The sequence below is a fragment of the Streptomyces sp. NPDC048331 genome (assembly GCF_043201215.1).
Lineage (GTDB): Bacteria > Actinomycetota > Actinomycetes > Streptomycetales > Streptomycetaceae > Streptomyces.
Genome location: NZ_JBICYT010000002.1, coordinates 389176 through 404184, shown reverse-complemented (window position 1 = coordinate 404184; position 15009 = coordinate 389176). Strand labels below are relative to the sequence as shown.

Annotated in this window: 11 protein-coding genes; 2 read left to right on the top strand and 9 right to left on the bottom strand. The window is 70.8% G+C overall.

The window, feature by feature from the left end:
• Positions 1 to 1446: 1446 nt before the first annotated feature.
• The 3 genes from ACGFYY_RS05365 to ACGFYY_RS05355 all read right to left on the bottom strand — a co-directional run bounded on the left by ACGFYY_RS05365 (position 1447) and on the right by ACGFYY_RS05355 (position 5148).
• The gene (locus ACGFYY_RS05365) at positions 1447 to 2217 is read right to left on the bottom strand and encodes an MFS transporter (RefSeq protein ID WP_393707198.1); all 771 of its coding nucleotides are present in this window, start codon (positions 2215 to 2217) and stop codon (positions 1447 to 1449) included.
• The gene (locus ACGFYY_RS05360; protein ID WP_393707197.1) at positions 2214 to 3131 is read right to left on the bottom strand and encodes a phosphotransferase enzyme family protein; all 918 of its coding nucleotides are present in this window, start codon (positions 3129 to 3131) and stop codon (positions 2214 to 2216) included. Before ACGFYY_RS05360 ends, ACGFYY_RS05365 begins: the two co-directional genes overlap by 4 nt.
• A 127-nt stretch (positions 3132 to 3258) precedes the next feature.
• Positions 3259 to 5148: an ABC transporter ATP-binding protein gene (locus ACGFYY_RS05355; RefSeq protein WP_393707196.1), complete on the bottom strand. Its 1890-nt coding sequence runs from the start codon at positions 5146 to 5148 to the stop codon at positions 3259 to 3261.
• Positions 5149 to 5772: 624 nt separating this feature from the next.
• On the opposite strand from ACGFYY_RS05355, the gene ACGFYY_RS05350 reads away from it, so the two are divergent.
• The gene (locus ACGFYY_RS05350; RefSeq protein ID WP_393707315.1) at positions 5773 to 6027 is read left to right on the top strand and encodes an NUDIX domain-containing protein; all 255 of its coding nucleotides are present in this window, start codon (positions 5773 to 5775) and stop codon (positions 6025 to 6027) included.
• Positions 6028 to 6066: 39 nt separating this feature from the next.
• Here the strand turns inward: ACGFYY_RS05350 and ACGFYY_RS05345 are convergent, their stop codons facing one another.
• The 6 genes from ACGFYY_RS05345 to ACGFYY_RS05320 all read right to left on the bottom strand — a co-directional run bounded on the left by ACGFYY_RS05345 (position 6067) and on the right by ACGFYY_RS05320 (position 13421).
• Complete coding sequence (locus ACGFYY_RS05345; protein ID WP_393707195.1) at positions 6067 to 7077, bottom strand: thiopeptide-type bacteriocin biosynthesis protein; 1011 nt, start codon at positions 7075 to 7077, stop codon at positions 6067 to 6069.
• A 79-nt stretch (positions 7078 to 7156) separates the two neighbouring features.
• Positions 7157 to 8353 (bottom strand): lanthionine synthetase C family protein, encoded by a 1197-nt coding sequence (locus tag ACGFYY_RS05340; protein WP_393707194.1) that lies wholly within the window; start codon positions 8351 to 8353, stop codon positions 7157 to 7159.
• A complete protein-coding gene (locus ACGFYY_RS05335) occupies positions 8350 to 11319 on the bottom strand; it encodes a lantibiotic dehydratase (RefSeq protein ID WP_393707193.1) in 2970 nt (989 codons plus the stop codon). The genes ACGFYY_RS05340 and ACGFYY_RS05335 overlap by 4 nt, the downstream gene beginning before the upstream one ends.
• A 141-nt stretch (positions 11320 to 11460) precedes the next feature.
• Positions 11461 to 11640, bottom strand: coding sequence for an FxLD family lanthipeptide (locus ACGFYY_RS05330; protein ID WP_393707192.1), 180 nt, complete (start codon positions 11638 to 11640; stop codon positions 11461 to 11463).
• Between the two features lies 1 nt (position 11641).
• Positions 11642 to 12886, bottom strand: a complete 1245-nt coding sequence (gene fxlM, locus ACGFYY_RS05325) for a methyltransferase, FxLD system (protein ID WP_393707191.1) — start codon at positions 12884 to 12886, stop codon at positions 11642 to 11644.
• Positions 12887 to 13016: 130 nt separating this feature from the next.
• The gene (locus ACGFYY_RS05320) at positions 13017 to 13421 is read right to left on the bottom strand and encodes a DUF6415 family natural product biosynthesis protein (protein WP_393707190.1); all 405 of its coding nucleotides are present in this window, start codon (positions 13419 to 13421) and stop codon (positions 13017 to 13019) included.
• Positions 13422 to 13583: 162 nt separating this feature from the next.
• Here ACGFYY_RS05320 and ACGFYY_RS05315 point away from each other — a divergent pair, with 162 nt between their 5' ends.
• A complete protein-coding gene (locus ACGFYY_RS05315; RefSeq protein ID WP_393707189.1) occupies positions 13584 to 14966 on the top strand; it encodes a hypothetical protein in 1383 nt (460 codons plus the stop codon).
• Positions 14967 to 15009 lie beyond the last annotated feature (43 nt).

Sequence of the window (15009 nt, the reverse complement as noted above, 5' to 3'; positions counted from 1 at the left end):
GAACAGGCGCAGTACGTCCAGGCGGTGCAGGTAGGATTCCGTGGTCAGCGAGCTGGTATGTCCGAGTAGATCGCGCAGAATCAGCAGCGGCTCCTGCGTACGCAGGTAGTGCGCCAGGGCGGCATCGTCATCGGTGTCGCGGACCTGCCGAGCGGCCTGCTCGTACCAGCCGCGCATCAATCGCGCCATGGTCGCCATCGCCATGGTGTGACGCAACCGGTGCGGGCTGACATGCGGGAAGCGCGGCTCGTACCGCTCGCGGATGCGGTCGGAGGCCCTGGCGAAGACCGTGGACCATCCGGTGAACGGGCGTCCTTGGCCCCACACCGACAGCAGCATCGAGCCTCCCTCCGGGGCGACCAGACGCCGCCGCTCGTCAGGGCCGAGCGAGCCCCACCGCACACGGACCCCGTTAATGCGTCCGCCGCGCTCGTCGGCCTCCGTCACGAACAGCGGCTCTCCCCAGCGGGCTGGCGGACGCCACGACGATCCGAACGTCGCCGCTGCCCGGTCGAGGGCGATGTAGGAGTGCACTTCAGCCAGCGAGTCGTAATCGATCCACGACTCGCGGTACTTGCTTCCCTTGGTGATACCGGACGGGACCGGGAACGACACAGGCACCGCAGTCCGTCGCGAGGGGAGCAGCGGCACTTCGCAGGCCAGCAGGTACGTGTACTCCTGGCTTCGCAGACCGCTGGAGACGATCAACCGGCCGACCGCTGAGTTCCGGGCCAACTCCCGCCCCCGGTAACTCGGATCCCGCTCCCCGTCAGGATCCAACCCCGCCAACGCCTTGAGGAAGATGTCCGTGAAGTCGTCGTCGAGATACTTGATCGTCACATGAGGCTTCGCCTGGCGCCGCCGTGACTGGTTGACCCGCCCGCGATGGACTTGCCCCTTGAAAGCCCAGACCGCCTGCCGGTAGGTAAACGGCTCGGAGTCCGCGTACTCCTCGTCCTTCGCCCACTTGTAGAACCCGGCCAGAATCCCCATGTTCTGGTTCCACGTGGACGCTTCGAAGCGGTGCTTGATGGGGCCCTGGGCCCGATACACGGAGTACGCGCTCAATGCTGCCTTCAGGCGACGCCGCGTGTCGAAAAGGTCGACCCCGCGCCCGGATATGAACTCCAGCCACTCACGCACCGTACGCACGTAGTAGGGCCACGAGTTCGGCGATGGGCATCCATTCGCTGGCAGCTCGCAGGCCCAGCAGTTGATCACGGTGGTGGGGCGGGCGCCGTTGCTGTCTTCGAAGAGGAGGTCGTCGTCGAACAGCAACGGCATCCCCTCCGGGATCGCCGGCCTGAACGCGAGCCCCCAGGACTCCCAGCCCGCTGATGAGTACGTCGATTGGTGCATGGCCGATGAGTATCAATGCAACCCGGCGGACTGCAACAGGCAAACAAGCAGGTCAGGTGGGGTGTTGGGCAGAAAGCAACACTGTCGTTAAGCGGGAACAAGGAGGTAGTAGGCCCAGTACGTGTTCATGATCGCCAGGCCGAAGGCGAGGGTGGACAGGGCGGCAATCACGGTGCGGATCGTGGGTTGCTGGGTCACGTAGCGCACGCCGTCGGCGATGTCGCGCACCAGGCCGGTGCGAGCACGCGGCGCGATGGCGCTCTCGGGGACGCGCATGCGCCAGACGAGCACCGCGGAGACGAGGAAGGACAGGGCGTCGACGAGGACGGAGCGGGCGGCGCCGACGGCGCCGACCAAGGCGGCCCCAGTGGTGGTTCCGGCGCTGTCGGCCACCGAGCATGCGGCGCCGAGCTTCGCGTTCGCGTCGTGGAGCTGGTCCGGATCGACGAGGGCGGGCAGGAGGCTGACCGCCGCGGCGTCGTGCACCACCTTGGCCGCCCCGAGCACGATCGCGACCGCGTACAACTGCCCGACGCCGAGCGCCCCGGCGAGGGCGGCGGCCGGGACGGTCAGCAGCGCTCCGGCCGCCACCAGGTCCGAGGCGATCAGCTGGGGCCGCTTGGGATGCCGGTCGGACAGGGCCCCCGCCCATAGCGCGAGGGCGTTGGGGAGCTGTCCGAGGAATGCGAGGACGGCAACCTCGGTGGTGGAGGCGCGCAGCTCCAGCACGGCCAGCGCGGGCAGGGCCACGGTGCTCACCGATGACCCCGAGTAGCTCACGGCCTCGCTGCCGAGCAGGAATCGGAAGGCGGGCCTCGACCACGAGGTGGGCTTCGCGGCCTGGGCGAAGGCCGTCATGAAGGCCTGCCCCCATCCGTCCGTTGCGGCGCGGCCTCCCTCATCAGCCGGTCCAAGGTCCGCCGGCCCCTGGCGGTGACCTCGGCATCCTCGTTGTCTGGGCCCCAGACCAGGCAGTTGACCGCGTCCATCGCGGTCAGACAGCGCAGTGCGTGCTCCTCGGCATCGGTGAGGCGACGCCCGTACGCCCTGAGAAACGCGGTCTTGCGGTCCGGGTGATCCGCCCAGTGGGTGACTGTGAGGATGACGAGGTCTTGGACGCGGGCGGCCGGCCGGGTCCGCTCGAAGTCCAGGAGCGCGAATCCAGACCCGGATCCGGAGACCATCCAGTTCCTCGGCTGGTTGTCACCATGGATATAGCAGACCGGCAGCGGTCCGATACGGCGGAGCCGGGCGGCATGGTCGCGGACCAGCTGCTGCTCGGCCGCGGTGAGCCGATCCCCGGCACGGGTCAAGTACTTCTCCGCCCCGTCCGCGGCGGCTGCCAGGGACGCTTCGGCCTCCACCCGGTCGGCCGGGTGGAGTTCGCCGGCTTCGTGGAGGCGCGCACACAGCGCTCCGGCCTGCTGGTGTACCGAGCGCCATCCGGCGTCGTCCAGGCCGAGCTCCTTGGCAGGGGCGCCGGGGACCGCGGTGAGCAGCAGGGCAAGATCCTGCGCGCGGCTGTCGATGAGCTGCGGCGCTCGGCTGTGCCCGAGGGCGGGGACGATGTGGCGGTAGGCCCGGCTCTCGCGGCTGAAGAACTTCACCGAGGGCGAGATCTTCAGATAGCGGTGGACCCCGTCCGAGCCCTCCAGTTCCCATACGCGGGAGCGGTCCCAGCCGTGGGAGGCGTCCCGCACGGAGACGACAGGGCCGGTCCGCTGCTCCGCCCAGGCCCGTACCGCCGCTGGCAGCGGCTTTGGCTGCCTCATTCGGCGGACCTCCTGCCCCGCCGGCAGGCCCCCGCACTGCAGGGCATGTGGTCATCGGATGAGGTGAGGTGGGGGACCACGGTTCTCCAGGTGTTCTCGGGGGCCATGTTGGGCGAGGTGAAGCCGGTCAGCGGTCCTGGGAGAGCGCGAGGAGTTCAGCGAAGGTCCCACCGGCGTGGACAAGATCGTCATAGCGGCCCTGTTCGGAGATCCGGCCGTCTTCCAGCACGATGATGTGGTCCGCGATCTGGGTGTTCTCCAGGCGGTGCGTGACCATGATGGTGATCCGGTCGGCGGCGATGGCCTTGATCCGTTCGAAGACCAGGTGCTCACCGCGCGGGTCCATCTGAGATGTCGGCTCATCCAAGATCAACAGATCGGGCTTGCGGTATAGGGCCCGGGCGCAGGCTTCGCGCTGCCACTGTCCGCCGGAGAACTCGACGCCTCCCCAGATGTCGCGGGCCTGGAGGCTGTCGAGGCCGTGGGGGAGCTCTTCGACGGCTTCGCGCAGGCCGACCGCGTCGATGGCCTCCCACACGGGTCCGTCGTCGTGGGTGCGGGGCTGGCCGAGGGTGATGTTCTCGCGCACTCGCAGGGGCCACTTGGCGAAGTCCTGCGGCACCAGGCCGGTGCGACGCCAGACGGTGGCCGGGTCGGTGTCGGCGAGGCCGCTACCGTTCCAGGTGACCCTGCCCTTGTCGCTGAGGTAGATCCCGGTGATCAAGCGCGTCAAGGTCGACTTCCCGGAGCCGTTCGATCCGACGATCGCGAGGATCTGGCCGCGCTCCAGGGTGAGGGAGACGCCGTCGACCGCGGGCTTGTCCTTGCCCGGGTACTGGTAGGAGACCTCTTCGAGCCGGATCTGTTCGACTGGGCCGGTGATCTCGCGCGGTCCGCGCTGGGGAGTAAGGGCGGCGGCCTCGTCGAGGAAGGACTGCATGTCAGTGAGGTACAGGCTGGTGTGGAAGATCGCGGCGCCGTTGATGACGACCTGGGAAAGGGCGGCGAGCGCGGTCTGGACGGCGATGACGGCCGTGGCGGCGATGGCGGGTTCGATCCGGCCGGTCACGGCGAGCCAGGCGAGCGCTCCCCAGGTCGCGAGGAGGAAGACGCCGCCGGCCAGCGCGGAGAGCAGGGAAATCCGCAGCGTCCGTGGAGCCGCGGCCAGGTTCCGCTGGTCGCACCGGTCGGACAAGGCCCGGTACCAGTAGACGAGGTAGTCGGTCATCGAGTTGGCGCGGACTTCGTCGCCGTACTGGGACGCGGTGGCCCACCAGCGCATCATTCCCCGCACGTTCCTGTCGGAGATGTTGGAGTAGTGGATCTCGTAGTCGACGCGGGCGGTCAGGACGGCGCCGATACCGGCCGGGAGTACAGCGAGGAGCAGCAGGGGCAGCATCACGACGTTCAGCAGGGACAGGACGCTGCCGGCGGTGACCAGACGGATCAGCGAGGACATGAAGCGCTGGGCGTCGGTGACCATTACGTGGGTGCGGACCACCCCCATCTCGGCCGCCTCCTGCCGGTCGGAGAAGCCGTCTCCCGCGTAGGCCGCGGCCTCGACCCGGCAGACTGCCTCGACCAGGGCGCTGTCGGTCTCCGAGGTAAGCAGTGGGGTGATCCGCCGTCCGGCGTACGTGGCCACGGCCCCCGCGACGCGGTTCATCGTGGCGGCGAGCGCGACCACGAGCAGCGCGGGCAATGCCCCGTGAAGACGGTCACCGGCACTTCCGGCACCGAGTACGGGACCCATCGCGCGGGCCGTGGCGGCCAGCAGCACCGCGGCGGATACGCCCGTGACGACCTGGCACCCGATCAAGAGCCGGACGGCCTGCCGGTCGGTCTGCCACGACAGACGGCCGATCCGGGCCAGGACCGACGGAAGCGTGGCGCACATCTTCCGGAACGAGACCTCGGCGAGCGGATTGACGGAGTACTGCCCGCTGTAAGTGATCTCCGCCGGAGGCGGCGGAGGCGGAGCACCAGCCGGTTTGCTGTGTGCTTCGGACGTGGTCATCGGGTCCCCCTGGATCGCCGGTCGGACGCTGTCGGAAGCTCCAACGACAGCCGCTGATTTTTCGAACACACGTGTTTCGGTCGGCCATGAAATCCCGGAATGGAGCGACTGTCGGATCGTGGGAGCTACACCGACCCGCACCGCGCAACGCCAGTGCCACTAAGGAGGGTTGGCCGAATCGCCGAGGGTTTCAGGCGCCGCAAGGGCGCGGGCGCGTTGGGGTCGTTCGGGCAGGGCGCGCTTGTAGAGTTCGAGGCTTCTCGTACCCCACGGACCCCTGTGGAGCAGACTGTGCACGTGCCCGTTGGCCGCCTTCGAGCGGCCGGTCTCGGCGGAATCCCCATTGGCGGCGACATGGGGGTGAGTAGCTGTGGCGATCACTGATTCCGATATCGCGGGCGTGCTCACCGCCTACCTGGAGCGCTACCCTCACGAGGCCGGACAGCTGGCCGAGTCGCTGCGTCTCCTGACCGAAGGTCAAGGGTTCGCCTCGCGTCGAACCTTCCCGATGCACGTGACCGTCGGAGCCCTGCTGGTACGGAACGGCGGCGAGGTCTTGCTGATCGAACACCGCTCGTACGGGATCACTTTGCAGCCAGGTGGGCATCTCGAAGCGACACCACGCTGCTCGGAGCCGCCCTGCGGGAGCTCTCCGAGGAGACCGGAATCGACCCCGAGCTGGTCGTCCCCCTCTCGGCGCGCCCCGCATATGTCGAGTTCGGCCAGGTGCCGGCCAGGCCCGCGAAGGATGAGCCAGACCACTACCAGCTGGACATCGGCTATGCCTTCGCGACAGCCGCAGCGGAGGTTGGACGCATCCAGGAGTCCGAGGTGACGGGGGCCGCCTGGTCCCGCTGGATCTGGCCGAACGCCTGGTAGGGCCCCGGATGGCGCGGGCGGCCGCCGCATCTGCTGGGATCAGGTAGCCCTTCCGGCACCGGTCGCCTCCCGGTTGGTGCTGTCGGTGGGGGCCAGGATCACGGCGCGGGCGGCGTGCGAGAGGGATGCCTGCGCGCGGCTGGTCAGACCGTGCCTGTTCCAGTGGAAGATCACGTGGTGGGCGAGGACGTCTCTGGGGCCGCGCTGGAGGGTGCCGCTCTGGGTGGCGGTGGCGATGGTCTGCCCGGCATGGGTGAAGGCGGTGAGCCATGGGGCAATCGGTTCCATCGCTCCGCCGGCGGAGACCAGGGGCCGGATGTCGAGGGCGAACAGGCGTCGGAGCCCCTCGCCCATCTGGGCCAGGTTCTCGGCGGTGACGGTGGCGGGCAGGGGCCGCATTCGGGCCACGCGGTCCCACACGTCGCCCTGCTCGTGCCACTCCAGTCCGGCTGCCCGGAACAGGGCGGTGCACAGCAGCATTGAGGTCTCGCGTCGTCCCAGGCCGGGCGGCTGGTGGGTGCGGGCGAGGAAGTGGTCGCTGTCGGCGTGGAAGAGCCTGTGGGCGGTGTCGATGCCTTCCCGGCCGCCGAAGGCGAGGATTTCCGGTTCGTAGACGGTCGGCCACCAGCGGATGATCTCTTGCGACTGGACGAGCGCTCCGAGGAGTTCGGAGGTGGCGAGGTGGAGGCGGGCGGGGTCGGTGCCCGGTGCGGGGAGCATGCGCAGCCGCCAGCAGGGTGCCTTTCGGATGTACCACCATGCCGCCAGGAGTCCGCTGTCCTGCAGGATGCGCAGGCGGGGGGCCAGGTGGGTGGCGGCGGCTTCTTCGGCGCGGTCGAAGTCGGCGAACTCGATGCGGACCTGGTGCCAGTCGTGGCGGGCAGCTTGCTCGGCCAGGACGGCTTGGCCTGCTGACCGGTAGAGGGTGACGGCGTCGCCGAGTTCTTCGGCGTCGATGCCCGAACGAGCGGCGGTCGCGGCGAGGGACTGCCCGGACAGGACTGCGAGGACGGCGTGTTCGGTCGTCTGGGAGACGGGTGCGGCGTTCATCAGGGGTGGTTCCTCTCCGTGGAAGGTGACGGGAAGCCCGCGGCCCGCGCTTGTGCTGAAGCGCCTGGGCCAGGTGGTGTCAGTCGATGAGGAGGCAGGCGTCCCAGCCTGAGGTGGGCGGCTGGTCGCGGGACGCGGTGGCCTGGGCGAGCGCCTGTCCGGCGGCGCCTTCGAGGAAGCCGTCCTCTTGGTGGGCGTGGTGGCCCGTGAGCGTGTCCGCAAGGCGGTGGGTGGCGGAGCCGAGGCCAGGGACACATGCGTCTCGCGCTGCCCGCCACACGGTCTGGAACAGTCCGGCCGCGCCGTGGCACAGGCCCGGGTCAGTGATGCTGCCGAGCTGGCGGGGGTCGGCGAGGCAGGTGGCCAGCGCGCACTCGGCAGCTTGTTGCCGGGGGGCGTCGGCGGTGGCGATGGCGGCGAGTTGGAGTGCGCGGGTGATGCCCGGGGTTCCGTAGCACCAGGACGGACGTCCGGGGCCAGTGACCTGGGGCCGTCCGGCGGCGGCCTCGACCCGGGTGATGCTCTCGGGCCACCAGGGGCCGTGTTCGTTGAGCTGCTGCCACCGGTCGAACCAGGCCGTGATGGTGGCGATGGCCTCGCCCTGCCCGTCCACGACGGCGCCCCGACGCTGGGCCTGGGCGAGGAGCGCGAGGGGGCCGGTGACGCCGTGGGCCATTCCGAAGTTCGCGTGCCCGCCCGGGGTGTAGCGGCGGTACGGATCGTGGGCGCACCACCAGCCCGGCAGCGCCTCCCCGTCCACGGTCAGGGGCCGGGTGAGGGCGACGAGGTAGCCGAGGACGGAGCCGAGGGCATCGCTGCCGGGGGTGTGGCGCAGCAAGTGCGCGCCGATGCCGGTCAGCCCGTGCAGGAGGTCGTACTCGGCGAACGCAGGCAGCTCGCCGCGCCGGATGCGGGAGTGGGCGGCTTCGACGCGTCGGTGCGCGAGGCCGGCGGTGCCCGCGTCGAGCTGGTCGCGTGCCTGCTGGTAACGGTCGTGGCCGTCGGCCCCGGCCGTGTGCAGGACGAATGCCAGTGCAGGGGCCCCGTAGCTGAGACAGGCGGTGTCGGCGGCGGTCACGTCGGTGCGGGTTGCGGCCGTCAGCCATGCCGTGACCGGCTCCCACGTGCTGGCCCCGGTAAGGGCGCGTTCGATGTGCCACAGCGCTACCCCTGCCGGGCCGGCCACGAGGGACTGTCCGAGCGCGGTGTCCGCAGCAGGGTCGGGGGCGGCCAGGCGTCGGCCGAAGCGTTGCTGGAGGACGCTGGCGGCGTTCACGGGCGGGCCTTGCGGCGGTGGGTGTGCGGGAGTGCAGCGGATCGGGCGAGGCGGTGGGTGATGCGCCCGGAGTCCGGTCCGCCGCCGAGGGCGCGGACGTGGTGGTGGTGGAGGAGGGAGCGGAGCACGGTCATCGGCTCGCGCTGGGCGTCGATGGTCTGCCTGTAGGCGCAGAGCGCGTCGGTGCGGGCTGCCCAGGTCTCGACTACGGCGAGCGCGTCCGGCTCGTGACGCCAGGCAGCACCAGGGGCGGTTAGGGCCAGGGTGTGACGGGTCAGCGCGCCATCGACCGGACCGGTTTCCCGGGGAAGGTTCGCCGCGAGCCAGCTCCAGCCGTCAGCCGGGCAGGGGGCGAAGGCGGTGGCGAGCTCGGCGAGGGAGGCCGCGGCGAGGGCTTCGGCCGGAACGCCGGCATGCGCCGCGTACGTGATCTGGGCGAGCGCGGCGGCGCTGTCAGCGGCGAACACCCGCTCAGAGGCTTCACGGGCAGGCCCGTGCCCGTAGCGGCCGTCCTGCGGCCGGTAGGCGGCCAGGTCCAGCCGGGAGGCGAGTTGATGCCGCCGCAGCTCGTCGGCCCAGGTGCCGAGGCGTTCAGCGGCCCGCCCGTAGCCGGTGGCGTCGTCCAGGTGGAGGATCAGGGCCAGGTGACGGTCGCGGTCGGGGTGAGCGGCGTCGTCGTGGCGGGTGAACCACCACGCCGGGGCCGGACTCCATCCGTCGAACAGGCGGGGAAGGTGCTCGGTCAGGATCTCGTCCTGCCGGGCGGGGTGCCCGTGCAGGTGGGCGCAGAGGGTGCGGGACACGCCGGGAGTCTGCGGCTCGGCCACCGCCACCGCAGGCCCGGCCGGAAAAGGTACGGGCGTCGTGGCGTGCAGGATGGTCAGGAACTCGTGGGCGCGGCCCATGAATCCGCCCGCGGAAGATGACGTGGAGCCTGCGGCCAGCGCAGGTGCTTCACGCACTTCCACCTCCAGGGCCCGTGCCAGGCGGGCCCGCAGCAGCTCGCGGTGGAGCGGCACGTCGAGATCGAGCGGCAGCCGCATCTCGGTCTCGGTGAGGATCACGTGCGCCGGAACGCCTTGGCGGTCCCGCCACCGTTCGAAAGCGCCCTCCCATGTGGCGAGGGTGGCGGCCGGTCCGGGTAACGAGGTCGCGGCCAGCAGCCAGCGGGCCGGGGCAAGGACCGTCCGGCCGTGCCGCAGCCGGGGCAGGAACGGAAGGCGTGAGGCGGCGCCCCAGTCGGGCAGCCGCCAGACGGCGCGGCGGGCGCCGGCTACTTCGGCGAGGAACCGGGCCAGCGGAGCCGTCAGCACGCGTGGCTCCAGCGCGTGCAGCACACGCGGCTCGATGGCCTGTCCGGTGGATGTCCGGATCAGGTACAGGTTGCGGGTATCGCTGGTGACGGCCAGGTCATCGAGAGGAATGCTCCCGGGGCCGGGCTCGGGCCAGCTGAGGGAGATGCTGTGCTCCAGCAGGTGCGGGGTCCTGATGACGTTGGCGCTGTGGTGTCTGCGTGCGGGGAAGACCAGTTGGGCCGGCAAAGGCCCGGCCGGGCCCGCCAGGGCGGCGGCCAGCTCGGTGGCGTTCGTGTCGGCCAGGAGATCGGTGAACCGTCCGGCCATGGAGGACGAGGGCCGTGCCGCCGAGGCTAGCCACAGCTCGAACCGGCCTCGCCGCAGGGCGTCCGCGTCGTCGGCACGGAGCTGGAAGGCGAGCTCCACCGTCGGCGGCAACGCCAGCTCCGCGGCCTCGACTACGGCCAGCGAGGCGACCAAGCGCTCGGTGAGGACCACCTCGCAGGCCCCGTCGAGGGCGGCTTGTTGGGCCACTGCGAGGAACGCTTCGTCGCGGGCGGACAGCATTCGGGCCGGGGCCGGACGGTCGGCGCCCAGGAAACCGGGCGGGAAGCCGAGCCCTCCGTCGCCCACCAGCTCCGTCACGGGCACGGCCGCGCCGACCCCGTACGTCTGCCGGAATCGCTGGTGGAAGTCTTTCCAGGCCGGATTACCGAATGGGTACGGCGAGAGCCGGGCCAGCACGGACGCAGCCGTCTCGGCCTCGGACAGCACGCTTGCGGGAATCGTCACCTGGGCGTCGAGGACCGTGTCCGGCCAGGCTGGCGGGGTGCTGCCGGTCACCTCAGCGGTGGGGGACAGGAGAGGGGCGGGAGTGCTGGCGGGGTCGGTGAGGGTGCGGATCTGGGCGAGTGGGTCGGCGGCCGTGGCCGTGGCGTCCAGGGCGGACAGCAGCACGCCGTACTCCAAGAAATGAGCGAGGAGGCCGTGGACGAGTGCGTGGTCGGCGTGCGGATATCGGTCGGCGACGGCCTTGGCGACGTCGGGGAACGCGACGGGGGATGTGGCGGCGGCCAGGGCAGAGCGGACGGGCCCAGTGGCCGCCATGGACACCTCCAAGGGGGCCAGGCCGTCGGCGGGCGCCCGGCCGGGTACGACGATCCGCCCTCCCCGGACATGAGCGGCAGGGTTCGCCACCACAAGCAGGCGCTTTTGGACGTCGGGGTGTGCTGCGAGCTGGTCGGTGACGGCGCCCAGCCAGGCAGCGTCCGGTCGTAGGACGGCCCGGTGCCCCGTGCCCCAGAGGGCCTGCGGTGCGGGCCCGATGCGGGCGGGGGCGACCCCGGCGAAATGGCCGAACGGGGTGGCTCTGCCCTGCCAGCGCAGCAGGTAGGCGGCGGTGGAGTGCACGAGCCGCCGAATCTCCTTCCCGCTCGGCGTACGAAGGGCAAGCAGGGTGGCGGTCTGGGCGGCCAGGACGGGGCTGGCGGCTTCCAATGCCCGGCGGGCCTGCGGGTGGTCCCAGACGGTTGCCAGCCAGGCCCTGCCGCGTTCGAGGCCGTCGGGCCCGTGCAGGTTCACGTTGGGCTCAGGGGCACCCGAGGCGGGGTACGTCGTGGCCCGAACCATCAGAGCCTGCGTGTGCCGGTACAGCCGTGCTCCGCGCGCCATGAACCCTCGCCCCCTGGCAGCTGTCGTGGTGTGGTCGTGGCGCCGTCGGGCACACGCTGTGTGCCCGACGGCGGGGTGGTGCAGGTGAGAGGGAGTACGGCCGTCGGCCAGGTGCTACCTCTCACCTTCGTGACGAGCCGGTCAGGCGGGGTCGTTGACGGAGGACGCGCACGCGGTGGCCCCGTTGGAGCAGGTCGACCCGCAGTTGTCGTCGGTGCTGCGCAGGAGGCTCGCGACGGGCGCCCCGGCCTCGACCACACGCACGTCGAGGCTGAACTCGTCGTGGAGGCTCGTGGCGGCGTTGCTGATCTGCTTGGTCATGTCACTTCTCCCTGTCGGTGGTGCTCTGGCTGGCCTGGTCCTCGTGGGGCCAGGAGATGACGATGCGGCGGTGCCGCTTGGTGATGACCCGGCCGGCGGGCAGCTCGGCCTCGGGGGTCGAGGCGGGGTAGGCGTAGATGACCGGCTCGCTGCTCCGGTGGTCGCGGTCCCAGACACGGATCTCCTCCGCCAGGGCCTGGGCCACCGCTTCGGCGGCGGGGCCGTAGCCGTGCGCGCCGAACTCGGCCCGGTCGCCATCGCGGCGCAGGGTCATATGGGCGAGGGAGGCGCCGTCCAGGAGGGACATGCAGGCCGACTTGTTCTGCGGCGTGACCAGGCCGGTGTCCAGGTCCTCGTCCACGGACATAAGGCTGAAACCGTCCAGGGCGGTCGCCAGCCACATCTGCAGGCCGGTGAACGGCTCGCGCAGGCCCACCGTGACGCCGGACCAGACCTCGGCCCGCTCGGTGTCGAAAACGCCGTTCAGGGCGTCCGGGTCCTCGGGCCAGCCCTCGTCGAAGCGCAGGGCGATCTCCTTGCCCCGCAGCAGGAGCAGGCGTTCCTGGTGCTCGCCGGCACCCTGCATCGTGACGAAGCCGCACATCTCGGCGGACCGGGAGACCAGACGGTCTCCGTCGCGGTCGAAGGCCACAGACCGGGTCAGGCCGCGCATCCGCAGCGGGACGACGATGCGGCCCCCGTCGTTCAGCTGGTCGGTCCAGGCGGGCGGGATGTCCCAGGCGCCGACGGTGACGATCAGCCGGTCCAGGAGCCCGGCATCCGGAATGCCTCCCTCGCCATCGACGGTGAGGACCTTCACCCGTCCGTAGCCGTTCTCGTCCAGCAGCTTGCGGGCCCGATCGGTGACGTCGGCGTCGATGTCGATGGTGGTGACCGTGCCGTCGGGGCCGACGAGTTCGGCCATGAGCGCGGCGTTGTAGCCGCCCGAGCCGACCTCGCCTGCCTTCTGGCCCTTCTGGAGACCGGCCTGCTCCAGCATCATGGCCTGGATACGCGGCGCCGATACCGAGCTGATGGTGATCCCGTGCTCGTTCGTCTTCGTACGGACGACGTCGTCAGGGTCGTACGCCTTCTCCATCGTCGCCTCGGGCGCGAACCGGTCGCGGGCAACCGTGGCGAACGCGGTTTCGACCGCCTTGCTATTGATCGTCCCGGCCTTCACCAAGGCGCCGGTCATTGCCTGGCGCAGGGCGCTCGCCTTGTCGTCCATGGGCGTGGTGGTCAATGTCCTCTTCTTTCTGTCGGTCGGTAAAGGTGGTGTGGGCTGTGTGTGCCAGCGAGGTACTGGACAGCACCTGACACGGGTTGGACGGTCCCGGCCGGGGCCGATTCACCCAGGGCACGGCCGGAACCGGTCAGGCGGCCTGACTGCTGGTGCCGTGGGCACGGGGGTCCGCGGCGTACCAGGCCAGGTGCTGGGTGAGCTTGGCCAGCAGCGTCAGGCAGGCAGCCGGGTTGCCGCCCTGTGTCCCGATGAGATCGCGGGCGTGGCGCACGGTGGAGGCGGCTATGTCGCGGGCCCGGCCCTCCGGCAGGGTGTCGGCGAACTGCTCGGCGGGATCAACGAGGTGGGCGATGTGAGCACGGAGCCGTGCCCGGACATCGACGGCAGCGGTGCGATGGGGGGCGTGGGCGGCCAGAGCGAGCGCGATCTCCACGTCCTGGGCCACGTCCCCGGGCAAGATCGACAGCATCGTGGCCTGCGAGGCGACCGACGTCCTGTGCAGGGCGGGGAGCGTGGGTGCCGACGTGCGGGTCATGCGCGGGCTCCTGTTCGCGGGTGATCCGGTTGAGAGCAGCGCCGAGGGGAGTGCCTTGCGGCTGTCTCTTCGGGCTTGACGGCTATTCAACTCGCGGAGATCGGGCGGGGGTACCGTGTGATCGAGGGCAACCGGTATATCGGGTATATGGGCAGGTGCTTCATGGCCACACGCACACCGAACGACCGGCTCCGGGACGTGGTCGCCGAATCCGCCTTGACATACGAGGCGGTCGCCAAGGCCGTAAGGTCCGTGGCCGCCGAGTGCGGGACGACGCTGCGCACGAACAAGTCCGCTGTCGACCATTGGGTGCAGGGGGCCAAGCCGCACTCGGATACCGCCCGCTACCTGGCCGTGGCCCTCTCCCGGCGCCTGGGGCGCGTGCTGACCCCCGCGGACCTGGGCCTGGCCGCCCCCGATGCGGATGGCCATGACAGCATCGGCCTCAACCTGGGTGGAGATCCCCTCGACTCCCTGATCCCGATGTGGAGGGCCGAGTTGGACCGCAGACGCTTCCTGACGACCTCCGCCTACTCGGTTGCCGCCGCCGCGCTGCCCCTGGCCCACATTCGCGACATGGCAGAGCGGACCGCGGCGGCCCGCACCGGGAGCCACGTCATCGGCATGGCCGAGGTCCACGCCGTCCGCGACATGGTCGCCATGTTCTCCGACATGGACGAACGCCATGGAGGCAAGCACGGGCGTTCCGCGCTGGTTACCTACCTCCGGGACGACGTCGCCCCGCTGTGCCGGGGCCGATTCCGAAGCGACGAGGTCCGCCGCCAGTTGCTGTCGGCCGCCAGTCGGGGTGTGCACCTCCTGGGCTGGAAAAGCTACGATGCCGGGCAGCAGGGCCTCGCCCAGCGCTACTACCTCCAGTCCTACGGGCTGGCCGTCGAGTCCGGCCTCCCCGGTCACGATGGCTTCGTGATGCGCACCATGGCCATGCAGGGCCTCAAGCTCCACCGGCCCGAGCACTGCCAGGGCCTCGCCGAGACCGGCCTCGGCCGGGCCAAGGGACGCGTGGACGCCCAGACAGAAGCCTTGTTCCGTGTCGTCCACGCTCACACCCTGGCCAAGGCCGGACTCCGCAGCGCGGCCCTCGCCGAAGTCGGCCACGCGCGGACCCTGCTGGAGCAGGGCACCGAGCGTGGTGACGAGGTCCCGTTCTGGGGCCTGGCCTGGGGCCCGCCGGACGCCTCGGTCTTCTCCCGGACCGCGAAGGTCTTCGAGACCCTCGGAGATCACCGGGCCGCCGCTGCCGAGTACCTGCGCGCGGCGTCCGCCCGGCCCGCCGGTACGTACGCGCGGATCGTCGCCCTGGACCTGGTGGCCGGGGCGGAGATACACCTCAAGCGCGGCCGGATCGAGGAAGCCTGCGCGACGTGGGGGCAGGCCATGGACCACATGGACGGCGTCCGCTCCGTGCGTACCCGCAAGGCCGTCAAGGCCATGCGGGCCGACCTCGCACCCTTCCGGGCCCGGGGCCTTCGCTGCACAGCCGAACTCGACGAGCGTGCAGCGGACTTCCTCGCCACGGCGTGACAGGCGACCGCGGGCACCAGCGCCGGCCGCATGCTCCCCGCCT